Source organism: Streptomyces soli, from assembly GCF_003999195.1.
Lineage (GTDB): Bacteria > Actinomycetota > Actinomycetes > Streptomycetales > Streptomycetaceae > Actinacidiphila > Actinacidiphila soli.
This window is the reverse complement of record NZ_RJVR01000203.1, coordinates 1-18,813: the sequence shown is the minus strand read 5'-3', so window position 1 is coordinate 18,813 and position 18,813 is coordinate 1. Positions and strand designations below refer to the sequence as shown.

At 71.5% G+C, this 18,813-nt stretch carries 14 protein-coding genes and 2 pseudogenes; 9 read left to right on the top strand and 7 right to left on the bottom strand.

All coding sequences use genetic code 11. The features are described from left to right. A pseudogene (locus tag EFK10_RS19365) lies at positions 1-1,803 on the top strand (hypothetical protein); the annotation flags it as partial. Between the two features lie 34 nt (positions 1,804-1,837). Here EFK10_RS19365 and EFK10_RS19360 read toward each other — a convergent pair. Next, positions 1,838-2,302 carry a hypothetical protein gene (locus EFK10_RS19360; protein ID WP_240677320.1) on the bottom strand — a complete coding sequence of 155 codons (465 nt, stop codon included), beginning with the start codon at positions 2,300-2,302 and terminating at the stop codon, positions 1,838-1,840. A 334-nt stretch (positions 2,303-2,636) separates the two neighbouring features. Between EFK10_RS19360 and EFK10_RS19355 the strand changes: the two genes are divergently transcribed. The 5 genes from EFK10_RS19355 (at position 2,637) to EFK10_RS19335 (ending at position 6,983) form a co-directional block, all read left to right on the top strand. Continuing rightward, the gene (locus EFK10_RS19355; RefSeq protein ID WP_127356942.1) at positions 2,637-5,162 is read left to right on the top strand and encodes a sensor histidine kinase; all 2,526 of its coding nucleotides are present in this window, start codon (positions 2,637-2,639) and stop codon (positions 5,160-5,162) included. Then, positions 5,159-5,581 (top strand): roadblock/LC7 domain-containing protein, encoded by a 423-nt coding sequence (locus EFK10_RS19350; RefSeq protein ID WP_127356941.1) that lies wholly within the window; start codon positions 5,159-5,161, stop codon positions 5,579-5,581. Before EFK10_RS19355 ends, EFK10_RS19350 begins: the two co-directional genes overlap by 4 nt. An 8-nt stretch (positions 5,582-5,589) precedes the next feature. Further along, positions 5,590-5,988: a DUF742 domain-containing protein gene (locus EFK10_RS19345; protein ID WP_127356940.1), complete on the top strand. Its 399-nt coding sequence runs from the start codon at positions 5,590-5,592 to the stop codon at positions 5,986-5,988. A 75-nt stretch (positions 5,989-6,063) separates the two neighbouring features. Further along, complete coding sequence (locus EFK10_RS19340) at positions 6,064-6,270, top strand: hypothetical protein (RefSeq protein WP_127356939.1); 207 nt, start codon at positions 6,064-6,066, stop codon at positions 6,268-6,270. Between the two features lie 107 nt (positions 6,271-6,377). Next, positions 6,378-6,983, top strand: a complete 606-nt coding sequence (locus tag EFK10_RS19335) for a GTP-binding protein (protein WP_127356938.1) — start codon at positions 6,378-6,380, stop codon at positions 6,981-6,983. A 12-nt stretch (positions 6,984-6,995) separates the two neighbouring features. Here EFK10_RS19335 and glpK read toward each other — a convergent pair whose 3' ends face one another. The 3 genes and pseudogenes from glpK to EFK10_RS19315 all read right to left on the bottom strand — a co-directional run. Continuing rightward, positions 6,996-8,528: a glycerol kinase GlpK gene (glpK, locus tag EFK10_RS19330; RefSeq protein ID WP_127356937.1), complete on the bottom strand. Its 1,533-nt coding sequence runs from the start codon at positions 8,526-8,528 to the stop codon at positions 6,996-6,998. An 11-nt stretch (positions 8,529-8,539) separates the two neighbouring features. Further along, entirely contained in the window at positions 8,540-9,268 is a 729-nt protein-coding gene (locus tag EFK10_RS19325) for an MIP/aquaporin family protein (protein ID WP_127356936.1), read from the bottom strand. A gap of 309 nt (positions 9,269-9,577) precedes the next feature. Beyond that, a pseudogene (locus EFK10_RS19315) lies at positions 9,578-9,973 on the bottom strand (M15 family metallopeptidase); the annotation flags it as partial. Positions 9,974-10,033: 60 nt separating this feature from the next. Here EFK10_RS19315 and EFK10_RS19310 point away from each other — a divergent pair. Continuing rightward, complete coding sequence (locus EFK10_RS19310; RefSeq protein ID WP_127356935.1) at positions 10,034-10,579, top strand: NUDIX domain-containing protein; 546 nt, start codon at positions 10,034-10,036, stop codon at positions 10,577-10,579. Here EFK10_RS19310 and EFK10_RS19305 read toward each other — a convergent pair. Beyond that, positions 10,546-12,897 (bottom strand): glycoside hydrolase family 31 protein, encoded by a 2,352-nt coding sequence (locus tag EFK10_RS19305; protein ID WP_127356934.1) that lies wholly within the window; start codon positions 12,895-12,897, stop codon positions 10,546-10,548. The two genes, EFK10_RS19310 and EFK10_RS19305, sit on opposite strands and share 34 nt — an antisense overlap. A 242-nt stretch (positions 12,898-13,139) precedes the next feature. On the opposite strand from EFK10_RS19305, the gene EFK10_RS19300 reads away from it, so the two are divergent. Both EFK10_RS19300 and EFK10_RS19295 read left to right on the top strand, forming a co-directional pair. Further along, the gene (locus EFK10_RS19300; RefSeq protein WP_127356933.1) at positions 13,140-15,218 is read left to right on the top strand and encodes an acetoacetate--CoA ligase; all 2,079 of its coding nucleotides are present in this window, start codon (positions 13,140-13,142) and stop codon (positions 15,216-15,218) included. Positions 15,219-15,299: 81 nt separating this feature from the next. Continuing rightward, positions 15,300-16,256 (top strand): hypothetical protein, encoded by a 957-nt coding sequence (locus EFK10_RS19295; RefSeq protein WP_127356932.1) that lies wholly within the window; start codon positions 15,300-15,302, stop codon positions 16,254-16,256. A 69-nt stretch (positions 16,257-16,325) separates the two neighbouring features. On the opposite strand, the gene ptsP is transcribed toward EFK10_RS19295, so the two are convergent. Beyond that, positions 16,326-17,996 (bottom strand): phosphoenolpyruvate--protein phosphotransferase, encoded by a 1,671-nt coding sequence (ptsP, locus tag EFK10_RS19290; RefSeq protein ID WP_127356931.1) that lies wholly within the window; start codon positions 17,994-17,996, stop codon positions 16,326-16,328. Between the two features lie 62 nt (positions 17,997-18,058). Next, entirely contained in the window at positions 18,059-18,508 is a 450-nt protein-coding gene (locus EFK10_RS19285) for a PTS sugar transporter subunit IIA (RefSeq protein WP_127356930.1), read from the bottom strand. Positions 18,509-18,813 lie beyond the last annotated feature (305 nt).

The window sequence follows — 18,813 nt, the reverse complement described above, 5'->3', positions numbered from 1 at the left end:
GACGAGGACCGCCGCGCCGCCCAGCGCGCCGCCGACGACGCCCGCCGCACCGCCCGCGTCCTGCGCGCCGAACGCTCCGAGATCGCCGGGGCCCCGGACGAGGTCGCCGCCGACGATGCCGCACCGCTCACCGCCGCCCTGCCCGCCCTCCGCGAGGCCTACCGGGCGGCATCGCAGCTGTACGAGAAGGTCGGCGTCGGCGCCGACCTGCGCGCAGAACAGGCCCGCGCCGAGAGCACGGAGAACTCGGCCCTGACCGAACTGGAACGCCTCAGCAACAAGGTCCGCACCCGTGCCGCCCAGCTCCTGGAGGGACCGGACGGCGCCGACGGCCCGTCGCGCCAGGCCGCCGCCGCCCGGGCCGAACAGCTCGTCCAGACCATCGAGTCCCGCGTCTCAACCGCCAGCGAGCAGCTCGGCCGCCTGCGCGGCGAGGCCGAGCGCCATGCACCTGCGACCGGCGAGTCCCACACCGACCTGCCCGACGACCTCGTCCCCCGCGACGCCGACCACGCCCAGGAGCTGCTGCGCGGCGCCAACTCAGAACTCGCCGCCCGTACCGACGCGTTGGACCAGGCACGCACCGAGCACGCCGCGCTGGTCCGCGCCCACCGCGCCGCCGAGGACGCGGCCGGCGGCTTCGACGAGCTGGCCGCCCTCCTGCGTGACCTGCTCCGGGACGGCACGGGCACGGCGGCACAGCAGGGTTCCCAGGGGGACGACGAGCAGGAACCCGAGCCCTACTCCGGCTCGCTGGACGAGGCCCGCGCCGCCGCCGCCGAGGCCCGCCGCGGCCTGCGCGGTTGCGCCGCCGACCTCTCCTCCGCCGAGTCGCAGCTGCGCGAGGCCTCCGACATCCTCGTACGGCACGCCAACGCGGCCCGCTACGAGCAGGTGAAGACCCCGGCCCGGCAGCAGATCCGCGAACTGCCCGCCGTCGCACTGCCCGAGCACGCGGCCGCCTGGGCGGCGGCCTTCGCCCCGCGCCTGCGCGTACTGACCGACGAACTGGAACAGCTGGAGCGCAATCGCGACAGCATCGTCGCCCGGCTGCGCGGCCTGGTCGAGTCCTCGCTCGCGACGCTGCGTGCCGCCCAGCGGCTGTCCCGCCTGCCGGAGGGCCTCGGCGAGTGGTCAGGACAGGAGTTCCTGCGGATCCGCTTCGAGGACCCTGACCACGCGACGCTCACCGAACGACTCGGCGAGGTCATCGACGAGGCCACCCGCGCCGCCGTCCGCAAGAACTCCGACCTGCGCCGCGACGGCATGTCACTGCTGCTGAGCGGCGTTTCGGCAGCCCTGCGCCCCAAGGGCATCGCGGTCGAGATCCTCAAGCCGGATGCCGTGCTGCGCGCCGAGCGCGTCCCCGTCGGGCAGATGGGCGACGTGTTCTCCGGCGGCCAGCTGCTCACCGCCGCCATCGCGCTGTACTGCACCATGGCCGCCCTGCGCAGCAACGATCGGGGCCGCGACCGGCACCGCCACGCGGGCACGCTGTTCCTGGACAATCCGATCGGCCGGGCCAACGCCACGTATCTGCTGGAGCTGCAACGCGCGGTGGCCGACGCGCTGGGCGTCCAGCTGATCTACACGACAGGCCTGTTCGACACGACCGCGCTGGCCGAATTCCCGCTGGTCGTACGGCTCCGCAATGACGCGGACCTGAGGGCCGGCCTGAAGTACATCAGCGTCGAGGAGCACCTGCGGCCGGGGCTGCCCTCGCAGGACCCGGAGAGCGAGCCGGTGCACGGCGAGATCACCGCCACACGGATGTTCAAGAGGCCCGCCGAACAACCGGCGTAGGGCGAAAGAAACCGTCCGTAAAGCAAAAGAAGCGTCAGGCGCGGGACAGTTGTCCGTCTGGCCGGGCATGGGCTGGGCGCGCGGCCCGGCGGTCCCGGCGACGGGCCTGCCGTCGTTCCCGGCGCAGGGCGCGTGCCGCGCTGCTGGGGCTGGAGACCACCCCGTTGCGCTGGTTCCAGACCTGGCGGGTGATCCACACGTCGAGCACGGACCAGGTGGCGACCACCGTACTGATCACGGTGCACAGCATCGCGGGGGCCGACAGCCAGGAGGAAGCGACCGCGGCGAGTATCGCCACCACCGCCTGGATCAGCGTCAGGGAGGTGATGAGTACGGCCCGGACGGCCGCATTACGCACCGGATCGGGCATCCTGGGCGTGCCGACCGGATCCTCGGTCCACACGGAGCGGCGTGGGCTCTTCGCCGGAATGTCGCGATCCAATGCGTTCTCGACAAGATCGCCATGGTCGGGTGCGGACAGACGCGGTTCGGTGTCCATGAAAGCTGCTCCCTGCGGCCTACCGATTCGTGCGGCGCCGGACGCGTGGTGTCCGACTGAATGGTGGCTGCCCGTTTTCACCGGTTCCATTCCGGACTCAGGCCGGCACGGTGGCCCCGCTGACTACACGATCGGCGATCACCAAAAGTTCCCGCCACAGTGCCATTTCGGCCAGTCGTGGCCGTCCAGCATCCGCCCGAACCCGCGCGAGCCCGTACAACAGGGGCACGCGCACGTTCGAGTTAGTCATGGGGCAGTAGTAGGCTCGCGCCGATTATTAATGAACCACGACGGAACTCGACCACCCTTGAACAGGGTTGACGTTGGGGAGGCCATGCGCTTTCGCGGTACGACGATCCGGCGGAAGATCGTGGCGCTGCTGCTCGTTCCGCTGCTGTCCCTCACCGCCCTCTGGGCCTTCGCCGCCGCTCTGACCGGCAGCCAAGTGTGGGGCATGCTCGGCATCACGCAGACGGTCGACAATCTCGCCCACCCCGTGGAGGCCTCCGTCCAGGCCATCCAGAACGAGCGCCGTGCTGCGCTGGTCTATCTGGCCGACCCGCGCCGCTCGGACGCCAAGACCGCCCTGCAGCGCCGGGAGGACACCACCGACAAGGCCGTCAGCCTGCTGCGCACCCAGGCGGGTTCCTCTGACAACCGGGGCCGGCTCGACTCGGAGTCCAAGCGTCGGCTCGACCTCGTCACCAAGGGCTACGCGATCCTCGACGCACTGCGCGCCAAGGTCGCCGACGGTGGCATCAGCCGCCTCGACGCCTATGACGCGTACAACGCGACGGTCGACCCCTGCTACGCCTTCATGGCCGCCCTCAGCCCGATCGACAACACCACCATCGACCGGCAGATCCAGTCCCTGACCACCATCGTCCGGGCCGGCGACGACATCAGCCGCGAGGACGCCCTGATGGCCGCGGCCATCACCGCCGGCCGGACCAGCGCGGCCGAGCAGCGCGCCTTCACCTTCGCCGTCGCCGAGCACCGGGCGTACTACCGCGACAACGCCGACCGCCTCGGCAGCCAAGAGCGTTCGCTGTTCGACGACTTCTGGAACGGCACCGACGGCCGGTCCCTCACCACCGCCGAGGACTCGGTGATTGCGGCCGGCACCGGCGGCTCCCCCCGCGCCGCCGACCGGGCCGCCTGGCAGAAGACCGCCTCCGCCGCGCTCGCCGACCTCCGGGGCATCTCCAACCAGGCCCGTGACATCCAGAAGAACCGCACCCACCCGTACGCAGTCCGCCTGGTGATCCAGGCGGCGGTGGCCGGCGGCCTGGGTCTGGTCGCGGTCATCGCGACGCTCGTCGTCTCCACCCGCGTCGCACGCGGTCTGATCCGCGACCTGTCCCGGCTCCGCAAGGAGGCCCAGGAGGTCTCCGGCACCCGCCTGCCCCGCGTCATGCGCCGCCTCGCGGCCGGCGAGGAAGTGGACGTGGAGACCGAGGCGCCCCGCCTGCAGTACTCCGAGGACGAGGTCGGCCAGGTCGGCAAGGCCCTCAACACCCTGCAACGGGCCGCCGTCGAGGCCGCCGTACGCCAGGCCCTCATGCGCCGCGGCGTCTCCGAGGTCTTCGTCAACCTCGCCCGCCGCAGCCAGGTCCTGCTGCACCGCCAGCTCACCCTCCTCGACGCCATGGAACGCCGCACCGAGGACACCCGCGAACTCGCCGACCTCTTCCGCCTCGACCACATGACCACCCGCATGCGGCGACACGCCGAGGGCCTGGTCATCCTCTCCGGCGCCGCGCCCTCCCGGCAGTGGCGCAAGCCCGTCCAGCTGATGGACGTGGTGCGGGCCGCCGTCTCCGAGGTCGAGGACTACGAGCGCGTCGAGGTCCGCCGGCTGCCCCGGCTGGCCGTCACCGGACCGGCCGTCGCCGACCTCACCCACCTCATCGCCGAACTCATCGAGAACGCCACCGTGTTCTCGCCGCCGCACACCACCGTCCAGGTGCACGGCGAGCCGGTCGCCAACGGCTTCGCGCTGGAGATCGACGACCGAGGCCTCGGACTGACCCCCGACGCCATGCTCGAGGCCAACCTGCGGCTCGCCGAGACCCCCGAGTTCGAGCTCTCCGACACCGACCGGCTCGGCCTGTTCGTGGTCAGCCGGCTCGCCCAGCGCCAGTCCGTACGCGTCTCGCTGCGGCCCTCCCCGTACGGCGGCACCACCGCGGTCGTCCTGATCCCGTCGCCGCTGCTCGCCGAGGGCGGCGAGGACACCGGAGGCTTCCGCACCGGGGAACTGGAGCTGGCCAAGGCCCTCGGCGACGTACCGGACGACGAACCGGTGGGCACCGAGCGCAGTTTCCGCCAGTGGGGACTGGCCCGCGACGAGCAACTGGGCGCGACGCCCGGCCTCCCGGCGGGCGGAGAGCCCCCCAGGGAGCACAGCCGCACCCTGCACCCGGCCGTCCCCGCCCAGGCGGCCGACGACCAGGACGGCCTCTCCGTACTGCCACGACGGCGCCGCCCCCCAGTGCTCGTCGCCGACAACGGCCGTCCCGTCGACACGATCCCGCGCCAGGGCGGACCTGCCGGACGGACGGACGCCCGGCAGGCCGAACCCGAGCCGGCTCCTGCGCCCCAGGCCCTGCCGCGCCGCGTACGGCAGGCCAGCCTGGCGCCGCAACTGCGCGCCGACGCCACCGAGGAGACGGCCGGCCCCCCCGCACAGGCACAGGGCAACGGCGAGTCGCGCGAGCGCAGCCCCGAAGAGGTCCGGGCGCGCATGGCATCGATCCAGAGTGGCTGGCAGCGTGGCCGGCGGCACTCCGACGAAGGCCCAGACGTTACACCCGCAACACCCGCACCAAGAACGATCACGGAGGGGAACGGTCCATGACCGCACCATCGAGCACGACCCGCGAGCTGAGCTGGCTCCTCGACGATCTGGTGAGCCGGGTGGCCTCGATCCGCAAGGCCCTCGTCCTGTCCGGCGACGGCCTGGCCACCGGGGCATCCGAAGGCCTCAGCCGTGAGGATGCCGAGCATCTCGCCGCCGTGGCCTCCGGCTTCCACAGCCTCGCCAAGGGCGTGGGACGGCACTTCGAGGCCGGCAAGGTCCGCCAGACCATGGTCGAGCTGGACGAGGCCTTCCTCTTCGTGACCGCCGCCGGCGACGGAAGCTGCCTCGCCGTTCTCACCGACGCCGACTCCGACGTCGGCCAGGTCGCCTACGAGATGGCCCTCCTCGTCAAGCGGGTCGGTGCGCACCTGGCCACCGCCCCCCGTTCCGACGGCGGCGCCGCCCGGGTGGTGTGACCCGGGCCATGACTTCTGAAGCGGAGCGCTGGTACGACGACGCGGCCGGGCCTGTGGTGCGGCCGTACGCGATGACGCGCGGCCGCACCAGTCATGCTGCGGAGGGCCGGCTTGACCTGATCGCACTCGTGGTGTCCGAGTCCCGCTCCGAGGAGGGCGATCCGCACGCGGACACCGACCGCGCCCTGTCGCCCGAGCATGTCGACATCATCGAGCGCTGCCGGGTGCAGCCGACCTCCGTCGCCGAGTTGGCGGCCGACCTCGACCTGCCGCTCGGGGTGGTCCGCGTGCTCATCGGCGACCTCCTCGACGCCGATCTCGTCCACGTCAGCCGGCCCGTGCCCCCGGCCGAACTGCCGGACGCCAGCGTCCTGCGCGACGTGATCAACGGCCTCCGGGCGCTGTGAACCGCCGCGGGCCCCTACGACGGCGCCAGCGCGGACAGCGGCAGCTCCACGGAGTCCTCGAGCGAACTTCGTGCCATGAGGCGCAGGTGCCCGCACACGGCGGCCGGCGTCGAATGGGTCTGCGCCGTCACCGCCTGGTATGCCTCCGTCCAGGCCTCCCGGTTCAACCGCTCCGAGCCCAACCGCGACCCCTTCGACGGGCCGCCGGAGGACATCGCGAGCACCCGGGTGCTCCAGACGTTCGTGGAAGGCGAGCGGGTCTACGCGGCGGCCGATGCGTAACCGCCAGATTGCATAACAAACGTATTCCACAGGCGAGTTGCCAGGTGATCACGTAGTACTGTCCTCTTGCCCAGCGTGAACGCTTTCTGAAACGGAAGAAGAGGCCCATGGTCTTCGGGCGCTCTGAGCGCAACAAGCCCGTCATCGAACCTGTCGCCCTCAAGATCCTGGTCGCGGGCGGCTTCGGGGTAGGCAAGACCACGCTCGTTGGCGCGGTCAGCGAGATCCGGCCCCTGCGCACCGAGGAAGAGCTCAGTGAGGTCGGCCGGCCCGTCGACGACACCGGCGGTGTGGAGTCCAAGCGGACCACCACGGTCGCCATGGACTTCGGCCGGATCACCCTGCGCGAGGACCTCGTCCTGTACCTCTTCGGCACACCCGGCCAGGACCGCTTCTGGTTCCTGTGGGACGAGCTGGCGCAGGGCGCCCTCGGCGCGGTCGTCCTCGCTGACACCCGGCGCCTGGAGGACTGCTTCGCCGCCGTCGACTACTTCGAGCGCCGCGCCATACCCTTCGCCATCGCCGTCAACTGCTTCGAGGGCGCCCAGCAACACCCCGCCGACATGGTGCGCGAAGCACTCGACCTGGACGCGGACGTCCCCGTCGTGCTCTGTGACGCCCGCGACCGCGCCTCCGCCAAGGACGTGCTGATCACCGTGGTCGAGAACGCCGCCAAGGTCGCGGCGGGCCGGCGCGAGCCCGCCGCGACCTGATCGCGCGGGGCGCTACGGCTGCGGCTCGGGCTCGTCCTCCTCGTGCCACCCGAAGCTGCGCTCCACCGCCTTCCGCCACCGCCGGTACTCGCGCTCGCGCTCCCGCTCCGGCATTGACGGCGTCCACTCGGCGTCCTTCTGCCAGTGCGCCTTGAGCGTGTCCAGGTCGGGCCACACGCCGGTCGCGAGTCCGGCCGCGTACGCCGCGCCCAGACAGGTCGTCTCGGAGACCCTCGGGCGGACCACGGGCACGCCCAGGACGTCCGCCTGGTGCTGCATCAGCAGATTGTTCGCCGTCATGCCGCCGTCGACCTTCAGCGTGGTGATCTGTACCCCCGAGTCCTGGTACATCGCGTCCACCACCTCACGGGTCTGCCAGCTGGTGGACTCCAGCACCGCCCGTGCCAGGTGCGCCTTGGTGACGTACCGGGTCAGGCCGGTGATCACACCACGCGCGTCGGAGCGCCAGTACGGGGCGAAGAGCCCGGAGAAGGCGGGCACGATGTACGCGCCGCCGTTGTCCTTCACGCTTGCCGCCAGCGTCTCGATCTCGTCGGCCGACCTGATGATGCCGAGCTGGTCCCGGAACCACTGCACCAGGGCCCCGGTGATCGCGATCGAGCCCTCCAGGCAGTAGACCGGCGGCTCGCCGCCGAGCTGGTAGCCCATCGTCGTCAGCAGCCCGCTCTTGGACTGCACCGGCCGCTGCCCGGTGTTGAGCAGCAGGAAGCTGCCGGTCCCGTACGTGTTCTTGGCGGTGCCGGTGTCGTAGCAGGCCTGGCCGAAGATGGCGGCCTGCTGGTCGCCGAGCGCCGACGCCACCGGGACCCCGGCGAGCTGGCCGACAGCCGTGCCGTACACCTCGGCGGAGGAGCGGATCTCGGGGAGGATCGCCTCGGGGATGTTCATGGCGGACAGGATCGCCGGGTCCCACTGGAGCGATTCGAGGTTCATCAGCATCGTACGGCCGGCGTTGGTGACGTCGGTGACGTGGACGCCGCCGTCGGTGCCGCCGGTCAGATTCCAGATGAGCCAGGAGTCGATGGTGCCGAAGGCGATCTCGCCGCTCTCGGCGCGGCGCCGCAGCCCCGGCACATTGTCGAGAAGCCAGGCGGCCTTCGGACCGGAGAAGTAGCTGGCCAGCGGCAGCCCGGTGGAGTCGCGGAAGCGGTCCTGGCCCTGCTGGCCGCCGAGTTGGGTGCACAGGGCCGAGGTGCGGGTGTCCTGCCAGACGATCGCGTTGTGCACGGGCCGGCCGGTCGCGCGGTCCCACAGGAGCGTGGTCTCCCGCTGGTTGGTGATGCCCAGCGCGCTGAGCTGGTCGGCGCGCAGCCCTGCCTTGGCGAGCGCGCCGGCGACCACGGCCTGCACCTTGGACCAGATCTCGGTGGCGTCGTGCTCCACCCATCCCGGCTTGGGGAAGATCTGGCGGTGCTCGCGCTGGTCCACGGCGACGATGGCGCCGTCGGTGTCGAAGACGATGCAGCGGCTGGAGGTGGTGCCCTGGTCGATTGCGGCGACGTACTTCACTGACTGGTCGGTCATGAGCGCCTCACTTAGAACGCAGCGTTGAAGATGAGCCCCGACAATGCGCCGCCGATCAGCGGGCCGACCACCGGAATCCAGGCGTAACCCCAGTCGGAGGTGCCCTTGTTGGGGATCGGCAGCAGTGAATGGACGATGCGCGGGCCGAGGTCGCGGGCCGGGTTGATGGCGTAACCGGTCGGGCCGCCGAGCGACAGACCGATCCCGACCACCAGCAGCGACACCACCAGCACCAGCGTGCCGGACTCGCCCAGCCCCCTGGTGAGGCCGAAGGCAAGCACCGGCAGCACCAACCCGATCGTGGCGATGACCTCGGTGAGCAGGTTCTGCCAGTACACCCGGATCTCCGGGATGGTGGAGAAGATTCCGAGGGTCGGCAGCGCCTTCTCCTCGTGGGCGCCCGCCGCGAACTGCCCGTAATAGGCGAGCCAGCACAGCGTGGCCCCGAGCATCGCGCCGATCATCTGGCCCGCGATGTAGACCGGCACCTGGTCCCAGGCGCCGGTGTCGACGGCGATGCCGAGCGTGACTGCGGGGTTGAGGTGCCCGCCCGACAGGGGAGCGGCGGTGTAGGCCCCGGCGAGCACGCCGAAGCCCCAGCCGAAGGCGATGACGACCCAGCCGGCGGCTCTCGACTTGGAGTGGTGGAGGGTGACGGCAGCGCACACGCCGGCACCGAAGAGGATGAGGATCGCCGTTCCGATGATCTCGCCGACGAACACGTCTCCGTTGGAATGCATGGCGGCTCCTACGTGCAGTCCAGGTGCACCGATCGGGCCATAGAGCGCATAGCGGAGCCGACGGGGGTGTCCCTCCACCCGAACGGCCGCCCGTGCCACCCGGCATACTTCCCCCGGGGTGATGGAGCGTCAAGGCCGCCAACCGGGCCGGTCCGGAGCCGCAGGACGGCGGGGGAGAGCCCCGCCCACCCCTCAGGGTGCGCCTACCGCACCACCACCACCGCGGACGCGTGCCCGAACAGCCCCTGGTTCGCTGTGATCCCGGCCCGCGCCCCGCGCACCTGGCGGTCGCCCGCCTCTCCCCGCACCTGCCTTCATCGCCTGGTCGCCCAGATCCTTCGCCCACGCCACGAAGTGGTCGACCGCCCGCTGCGGCCGGTAGCAGTCGTACACCTTCAGCGTGTAGCCCTGCCGCACCAGCGTGACCTGGGCCTTGTGCAGTGCCTCGGCGGCCGGACGGGTCAGGATGCACAGCGGCTGCCGGTAGCCGTCGATGCGTACGCCCACGAAATTGTGCGGAGTGAAGTACCGCATCTCCTGGAGGATCGTCGGGTCGACATCGCTGAGCGCGACGAACTCCGCTGGGGCCTTGGGCTCCGGCACCGCCGCGGCCCGCGCCGGGGCCGCCGTGGTGAGCGCGAGCAGCGTGACGAGGGCGACGAGCGGGACGACGAGGGCGCGTAAACGCGCGGCGATTGACGTCATGGCACTCCACCTACCAGCACGACCGGCCCTGGGGGAAGGACGATCGGATACAGTCCGCGCGTGATCAGCCATCAGAAGGACTCGCACTGCTCTTCCTGCGGCGCCGCCTTCCCGCCCGACCCCGGCTGGCCCCGCACCTGCGCGGATTGCGGCACCACCGCCTACCGCAATCCGCTCCCCGTGGCCGTCGCCCTGCTGCCCGTACGCGACCGAGCGGGCGGCGGCACCGGCCTGGTGGTCATCCGCCGCACCATCGAACCGCGACGCGGACTCCTCGCCCTCCCCGGCGGCTTCATCGACCACGGCGAGACCTGGCAGCACGCCGTCACCCGCGAACTCGCCGAGGAGACCGGCATCCAGGCCAGCCCCGACGACGTGACGCTCGCCGACGCCCTCACCGACACCGAGGACGGTTACCTGCTGCTCTTCGGGCTGCTCCCCGAACGCCCCGCCCACGAACTGCCGCCGCCCCGCCCCACCGACGAGACCGACGGCTGGCACATCGTGGACGCGCCCACCGATCTGGCCTTCCCTCTGCACACCCAGGCCGCCGACCGCTGGTTCGCCGGCGGCTATCCACCGTCGCCGCGCACCCGCACCACGTAGCCGACCTCCTCGGCCCCCTCCCGCTCCACGACCGTCCTGCTGCCCACCAGCCGCGCCCTGAAGCGCTCGGTACGCGGCTCCGCCCAGCCGTCCCCGTCGTCGGTGATCAGCAGGCCACCGCCGCTGCGCCCCGCCGCCGGCGCCCACACCTCCAGCTCCACGCCGCCGTCCGCGCCGGCCACCGGCAGCACCGCTCCCGCCCGCGCCAGCACCGGGATCCGGCCCAGCGGCGCGTCGACGAGCACCTGCCCAGGCCCCTCGTACGCCTCACCGGTCGCCGTGTCGTACCAGCGGCCCCGCGGCAGCCGCACGCTCCGCAGATCCGACCCGTGCTCCATCACCGGGGCCACCAGCAGCGCGTCACCCAGCAGAAAGGCGTCCTCGCAGGCGCGCAGCTTGCGGTCCTCCGGGTCGTTCCACCACAGCGGCCGCACATAGGGCGCCCCCGTCCGGTGCGCCACGTGCGCCAGCGTGTACATATACGGCATCAGCCGCTCGCGCTCCCGCAGCACCGCGCTCGCGTGACCGAGCACCTCGGGCCCGAACTCCCACGGCTCGCGCCGCCCAGCGTCGATCGCCGCATGCGTACGGAACAACGGGAAGTACGCCGCCATCTGCAGCCAGCGCAGATACAGCTCAGGGCTCGGAGAACCGTCGAAACCCCCCACGTCAGGACCCGAGTACGGCACCCCGCACAACCCCAGGCCCATCACCAGCGACAACGAGGCCCGCAAGCCCTGCCAGCCGGTCGCCACGTCGCCCGACCAGGCGCCGCAGTACCGCTGCATGCCCGCCCACCCCGAGCGCGAGAACATGAACGGCCGTGCCTCCGGCCGCAGTTCACTCAGCCCCTTGTAGCCCGCCCGCGCCATCGCCAGAGCGTAGACATTGTGCGCCTCGCGATGGTCGCCGCCCCGGCCCTCCAGGGCGTGCCGCGCCGAGCGGGGGAGCGTCGTCTCGCCGAACGCCGCGAAGGACACCGGCTCGTTCATGTCGTGCCACACCCCCGCGAAGCCCTGCGCCAGTCGTTCGGCGTAGAGCCCGCCCCACCACTTGCGCACGCGCGGGTCGGTGAAGTCAGGGAACAATCCCTCGCCCGGCCACACCGCCCCCCGCACCGGGCGGCCCCTCGCGTCCCGTACGAAGACGTCCTCGGCGACCCCACTGTCGTACACCGGATTGCCGGGTTCCAGCTTCACCGCAGGGTCGATGATCGACACCAGCCGCACCCCGTCCGCGCCCAGGTCGCGGGCGAGCCCCGGCAGGTCGGGGAAGCGCTCCTTGTCCACGGTGAAGACCCGGTGCCCGTCGAAGTGGTCTATGTCCAGATGCATCGCGGCCAGCGGCAGCCCGCGCTCGCGGTAACCGCCCGCGATCCGCCGGACCTCTTCGGCCGTACCGAAGCCCCAGCGCCCGTGCTGATAGCCCAGCGCCCAGCGCGGCGGCAGCGCCGGACGTCCCGTCAGCGCGGTCCAGGCGGAGAGGATCCGGGCCGGGCTGCCCGGGATCACCCAGTAGCGCAGCGGGCCGCCGTCCATCCGCAGCTCGCAGCCGCCGGGCCGGTCGTGCCCCGACCCGGCGCCCTCCTCGCCGTCGCGCAGCGACACCCGGCCGTCGAAGGAGTTGTCGTGGAAGACCAGATGGCTCCCCGCGTCCGCCACGACCAGCTGCACCGGCATGGTGATGTACAGCGGATCGACGCCGGGCCCGAAGGCGTCGCCCGGATCCGTGTTCCACAGCCGGTACGCGCCATTCCCGAGCCGTGGCCCGCCGGCCCGCCCGCCGAGCCCGAACACCGCCCCGTCGGCGGCCGTCTCGGACCGCTGGACCCAGCGCGGGCCGCCGTCCCGGGGCCCGGCCACCGGGTCCCACCAGCGCGGCGGCAGATCCCGCCGCAGCAGCACCCCGCCCGGCGTACGGAACTCCACCGCCCCGTGCCGCGACACCAGTACCGTCACCCGCTCGGACACGACCCGCCAGCCGTCCTTGTCCGGCTCGATCACGGCCCGGGTGTCCGCCTCGGGACAGCCTTCCGCCAGCGCGTACGAAGGCTCCGCCTCAGCACTGTCCCATCCGCAGAACACCGCGCCACCCACCGCGACCCGCACCCGAAGACTCGACCGCGCGAAGCGCACCACGCCGCCCCCCGGCAGCGGATCCGCCCCATCCGCCGCCCCCGGCACCCGCGCCCGCTCCGGCCCCCGGCGTGGCAGGTCCTGCGCGTCGATACGGGCCCGCCGCCAGGCCGCGCGCACCGCTCTCAGCCCGTTCACCGATCCGACCGACCGCGCCTGCCGCACCAGGTCCCGAGCATCCATGTACCCCACCATTCCACCGTTCCCGGTTCCCGTGTCATCCGTTCAGCCACCGTTCACCTGGTGCGCGGCCACATGGCGACGCCCCCCGAAGTGGGGCGGGAGCCCTGGCGCCGAAGACGATCACGTGGCATCGTCCTGCCCAGGCCACACCCGGCCTATCCATGCGGCATGCGCCGGACTGGGCAGGGGTGGTGGCCCAGCACCACGACACGCGACGACGCGTACCTTCCGGGAGCCGCCCCATGAGCACCGCACCTGAGCCCGCCACCCAGCCGGCGACCCCCGAACCCCTCTGGCGGCCCGGGCCCGACCGCATCGCCGGCGCCCAGGTGACCCGCTTCCAGGCCTGGGCCGCCGACCGTTACGGCGCCCCGGCGACCGGCTACCAGGAGCTGCAGGCCTGGTCGGTGCGCGAGCTGGAGACCTTCTGGCAAGCCGTCGTCGAGTGGTTCGACGTACGCTTCGCCACCCCGTACGACACCGTGCTCGCTGACCCTCCCCCTACCTCCGGCGGCAGGGGTGCTCCCCCTGGCTTCGCCGGGGGCACCCCCACCGGCGAAGCCAAGGGGAGGACCCCCACCATGCCCGGCGCCCGCTGGTTCCCCGGCGCCACCCTCAACTACGCCGAGCACGCCCTGCGCCCCGCCCAGGACCCCGCCCGCGCCGACGCGCCCGCCCTGCTCTCCCTGGACGAACGGCACGAGATCCGCGAGACCACCTGGGCCGAACTCAGCCGCCAGGTCGCCTCCCTCGCCGCCCAGCTCCGCCGCCTCGGCGTCACGCCCGGTGACCGGGTCAGCGGCTACCTCCCCAACATCCCGCAGGCCGTCGTCGCCCTCCTCGCCACCGCCGCCGTCGGCGCCGTCTGGACCTCCTGCGCCCCCGACTTCGGCTCCCGCGCCGTCCTCGACCGCTTCCAGCAGGTCGAGCCCGTCGTCCTCTTCACCGTCGACGGCTACCGCTACGGCGGCAAAACCCACGACCGCGCCGCCGTCGTCGCCGAGCTGCGCGCCGAACTCCCCTCCCTGCGCGCCGTCGTCCACATCCCGCTCCTGGACACGCCGGCACCCGAGGGCACCCTGGAGTGGGCCGCACTCGTAGCGGGCGACGACCAGCCCTCGTACGAGCAGGTCCCCTTCGACCACCCGCTCTGGGTCCTCTACTCCTCCGGCACCACCGGCCTGCCCAAGGCCATCATCCACTCCCAGGGCGGCATCCTGCTCGAACACCTCAAGCAGACCGGCCTCCACATGGACCTCGGGCCCGACGACCGCTTCTTCTGGTACACCTCCACCGGCTGGATGATGTGGAACTTCCTGGTCGGCGGTCTGCTCGCCGGCTCCACGGTCGTCCTGTTCGACGGCAGCCCAGGCCACCCCGACATCGGCGCCCAGTGGAGCGTCGCCGAACAGACCCGCGCCACCGTCTTCGGCACCTCCGCCGCCTACGTCATCGCCTGCCGCAAAGCCGGCATCCACCCCGGCCGCGACTACGATCTCTCAGCCGTCAAGTGCGTTGCCACCACCGGCTCCCCGCTGCCCCCCGACGGCTTCCGCTGGCTCCACGACGAAGTCGCGGCAGACCTCTGGATCGCCTCCGTCAGCGGCGGAACCGACGTCTGCAGCTGCTTCGCCGGCGGCGTCCCGACCCTGCCGGTCCACATCGGCGAACTCCAGGCCCCCTGCCTCGGCACCGACCTCCAGGCCTGGGACCCGGACGGCAAGCCGGTCACCGACGAGGTCGGCGAGCTGGTCGTCACCAACCCCATGCCCTCCATGCCCATCGGCTTCTGGAACGACCCCGACGGCACCCGCTACCGCGAGAGCTACTTCGAGATGTTCCCCGGCGCCTGGCGCCACGGCGACTGGATCACCCTCACCTCACGCGGCACCGTCATCATCCACGGCCGCTCCGACTCCACCCTCAACCGCCAAGGCGTCCGCATGGGCTCCGCCGACATCTACGAAGTCGTCGAACGCTTCCCCGAGATCCGCGAATCCCTCGTCATCGGCCTCGAACAGCCCGACGGCGGCTACTGGATGCCCCTCTTCATCCACCTCGCACCCGGTGCCGAACTCGACGACACCCTCCGCGACAAGATCAAGCACGCCATCCGCGACCAGCTCTCCCCCCGCCACATCCCCGACGACATCATCCCGGTCCCCGGTGTCCCCCACACCCTCACCGGCAAGCGCATCGAAGTCCCCGTCAAGAAGCTCCTCCAGGGCACCCCGCTGGACAGGGCCGTCAACCCGGGCTCCGTGGACAACGTGGAGCTGCTGCGCTTCTACGAGGAGCTCGCACGCGACAGGCGAGGCTGAGCCGGGTCGTCACGCTGCGTTGTCAGTGCCCCCGTTTACGGTGATCAGGCAATGGCAGAAGCGCACAGGGGGAGTCACGTCATGGCGCACCGGAAGCAACGCAAGCAGCCCACCAACCACGCCAAGAACAAGAGCACCAAGCACAACAGGCCCAAGGGCCGCAGCCGTCCACCCGGCCACGCCACCCGCCGCGCCCTGCGGCGCGAAGTGCCCAGCACCGTCGCGATCCTCACCGACCGTTACGACTTCGCCGCCATGCGCGGCTACCGCAGCTTCACCTTCGACGACCACGAGCACTATTTGCGGCAGATGGAGGGCCTGCTGCGCTCCCTCGCCTCGCAGGGCACCCACATCTCGGTCGGCCTCTTCGACCCGGAGGAGTACACCGACTACTGCATCGACACCGCCCAGAACCCCGACACCCCGGCCTCCCGCACCCGGTACACCGCCGAGGTAGCCGCCGGCGGCCCCGCCGTCCCGTACTCAGGACAGCCGCTCGAACACCTCATCACGCAGCTCGAATACGAAGCGGATCGCCAGGCCACCTGGGAGTACGCCACCGACGTCCTCGCCGGCACCGGATCCTGCTCAGACTGCGGCCGGGATATCGCCCGCGCCTCATTCGACCGTGCCTCGCACGCCCTCATGAAAGTGATCGAGGCGGCCGGGCCCGGCGGCCACCACCTCGTCTGCAGCGTCCCCGTGGACGACACCGCCCTGCTCGCCGCACTCCACGCCCGCTGCGACGACCAGGGCAACGTCCACCTTGCCGAAGCCGAGGCCATGGTCTGCTGCACCGTCCTCGCTGCCGGCATGGCCACCGACAACGCCGGGGGAGTGGTCCTGCGCACCACCACCCCGGACGGCGCCGAGGAAGTCCGGGGCTGGTCCCTCCGCGACGGATGGCTGCACCCGCTCACCGAGGCCGAGGTCTTCAACGCCTACTGCACGGACGCCGAATCCGGCGAACCCGTCCCACCCGAGCCCGGCGTCACCTACCGCCCAGGCACCCCGCTGACCCCACCACCGACCGAATGAGCTGACAACACGCCGAAGGGCGCCCGACCCCCAAGGTGGGACGCCCTCCGGAGACAGCCCGCGCCGCCGTCACTCGCCGGACAGCACCGCTTGCGCAGCACGCCGCGCCTCGTCCGCCGTGTCGGTCGCGCGCGCCGCGGCCGCCGCACGCTCGCACTGGGCGAGCGTGTGCTTGGCCAGCGTCGCCCGCACATACGGAATCGACGCCGCGCCCATCGACAGGCTCGTCACGCCCAGCCCCGTCAGCACACACGCCAGCAGCGGATCGGAGGCAGCCTCGCCACACACCCCACAGCTCTTGCCCTCGGCCCTGGCACCCTCCGCGGAAGCCGCCACCAGGTCGAGCAACGCCGGCTGCCACGGATCCTGCAGCCGCGACACCGCACCGACCTGGCGGTCGGCCGCGAAGGTGTACTGCGCCAGGTCATTCGTCCCCAGCGAAAGGAACTCGACCTCCTGCAGAATCGACCTGGCCCGCAGCGCGGCCGACGGAATCTCCACCATCGCGCCGAACTTCGCCCGCAGCCCCGCCTCCCGGCACGCGTCGGCGAACGCCTTCGCGTCGATCCGGTCGGCCACCATCGGCGCCATGACCTCCAGATACACCGGCAGGCCCTCCGCCGCACGGGCCAGCGCCCGCAACTGCGTCTGCAACACCTCGGGGTGAGCCAGCAGCGTGCGCAGCCCGCGCACACCCAGCGCCGGGTTCGGCTCGTCCGCCGGCGTCAGGAAGTCCAGCGGCTTGTCCGCGCCCGCGTCCAGCACCCGCACGACGACCCGCCCCTCAGGGAAGGCCTCCAGCACCTTGCGGTACGCCTCGACCTGCGCGTCCTCCGACGGCGCCTGCTTCGAGTCGTCCAGGAAGAGGAACTCCGTACGGAACAGACCGACGCCCTCCGCACCCGCCTCCACCGCCGCGGGCACATCGCCAGGCCCACCGACATTGGCCAGCAGCGGCACCTTGTGCCCGTCCGACGTTGCCCCAGGACCGGAAGAACCCGAAAGCGCCGCCTTACGCGCCGCCGCGGCCTCCTCAAGCCCCGCCCGCTTCTCCGCGCTGGGCTCGACGAAGACCTCACCGGTGCTGCCGTCGACCGCGATGACCACACCCTCGGCCAGCTCCGTCGCCCCCGCCAGCGCCACAACCGCCGGCACGCCCAGAGCCCGTGCCAGAATCGCGCTGTGGCTCGTCGGCCCGCCCTCCTCGGTCACAAAGCCCAGCACCAGTGTCGGGTCCAGCAGCGCCGTGTCCGCCGGTGCCAGATCCCGCGCGATCAGCACATACGGCTCATCACTGTCCGGCACCCCCGGCATCGGCACACCCAGCAACCGCGCCACGATCCGGTTCCGTACGTCATCCAGGTCGGCCACCCGGCCCGCCAGGTACTCCCCGGCACCCTCAAGCAGCGCCCGGTACGTGGCGAACGCGTCGTACACCGCCCGCTCCGCCGTGCTCCCCACGGCGATCCGGCGCTCCACATCCGCGATCAGCTCGGGGTCCTGCGCCATCATGGCCTGCGCCTCGAGCACCGCCTGAGCCTCACCGCCGGCGAGGTTCCCCCTCGCGATCAGGTCGTTCGCCACGGCTTCAACCGCCTGCCGGGCCCGCCCCTGCTCCCGTGGAGTGTCCTCCGGCGGAGTCTGCTTCGCCGGCGGCTCAAGGACAGCGGTCCCCATGTGCCGAACCTCGCCGATCGCCACTCCGTGGCTGACACCGACGCCTCGCAGCGTTGTCTCCATCTCACCCGTCTCCGGTTCGGTTGCTTCTCTGTCTGCGTCGGGAGTGGCCATTCCCGGAGAGATTACTTCCAAAGGAAGAGGCGCGCGCCGGCCACGACCTCGCCGTCCTCGACCAGCTCACTCAGTGCGTCACTCGTAGCCTCCAGCGCCACCACCGGACACACCGGCGACTTCCCCGCCGCCTCGACCTCCGCCGGGTTCCACCGCACGACCGCCTGCCCGCGCGTCACCGTGTCAGCCTTCGCGACCAGCAGCTCAAAGCCCTCACCGTTCAGTTGCACCGTGTCGATGCCCAGATGGGTCAGCACCCCGTGGCCCTCGTCATCCACCACGACGAACGCATGCGGGTGCAGCGACACGATCACCCCATCCACGGGCGACACCGCTTCCGCCGCCTCCCGCACGGGATCGATCGCCATCCCGGGCCCCACCATCGCCCCGGCGAACACCGGGTCCGGCACCGCCGCGAGCTCGATGGCCCGCCCAGTCACGGGGGACGAAACAGTTGTCATAGGAAGCCTCCAGACGGAGATCAAACTCAAGTGGTCCAGACCACTCCAGTCTGCCATGGCCAGCCGATTTGCTCCTACCCGCCTCCTCCAGTACGTTGGCACAACTCCGCGAACGAAGGCGTAGCAAACGTGCGCCTTTGCGAAGGGGGTGGAAAATCCGACAGAAAGCTTCTGCTAAAGTCGGAGAAGCGGGAAAGCTGAAAGGCGGAAACGCTAAAGCAGAATCCTATCAGCGGGAATCGGAGCCGAAAGGGTCTGATAAGCTGGAGACACGAAGGGTAAGCCCGGAGGGGCCGGTGAAACGG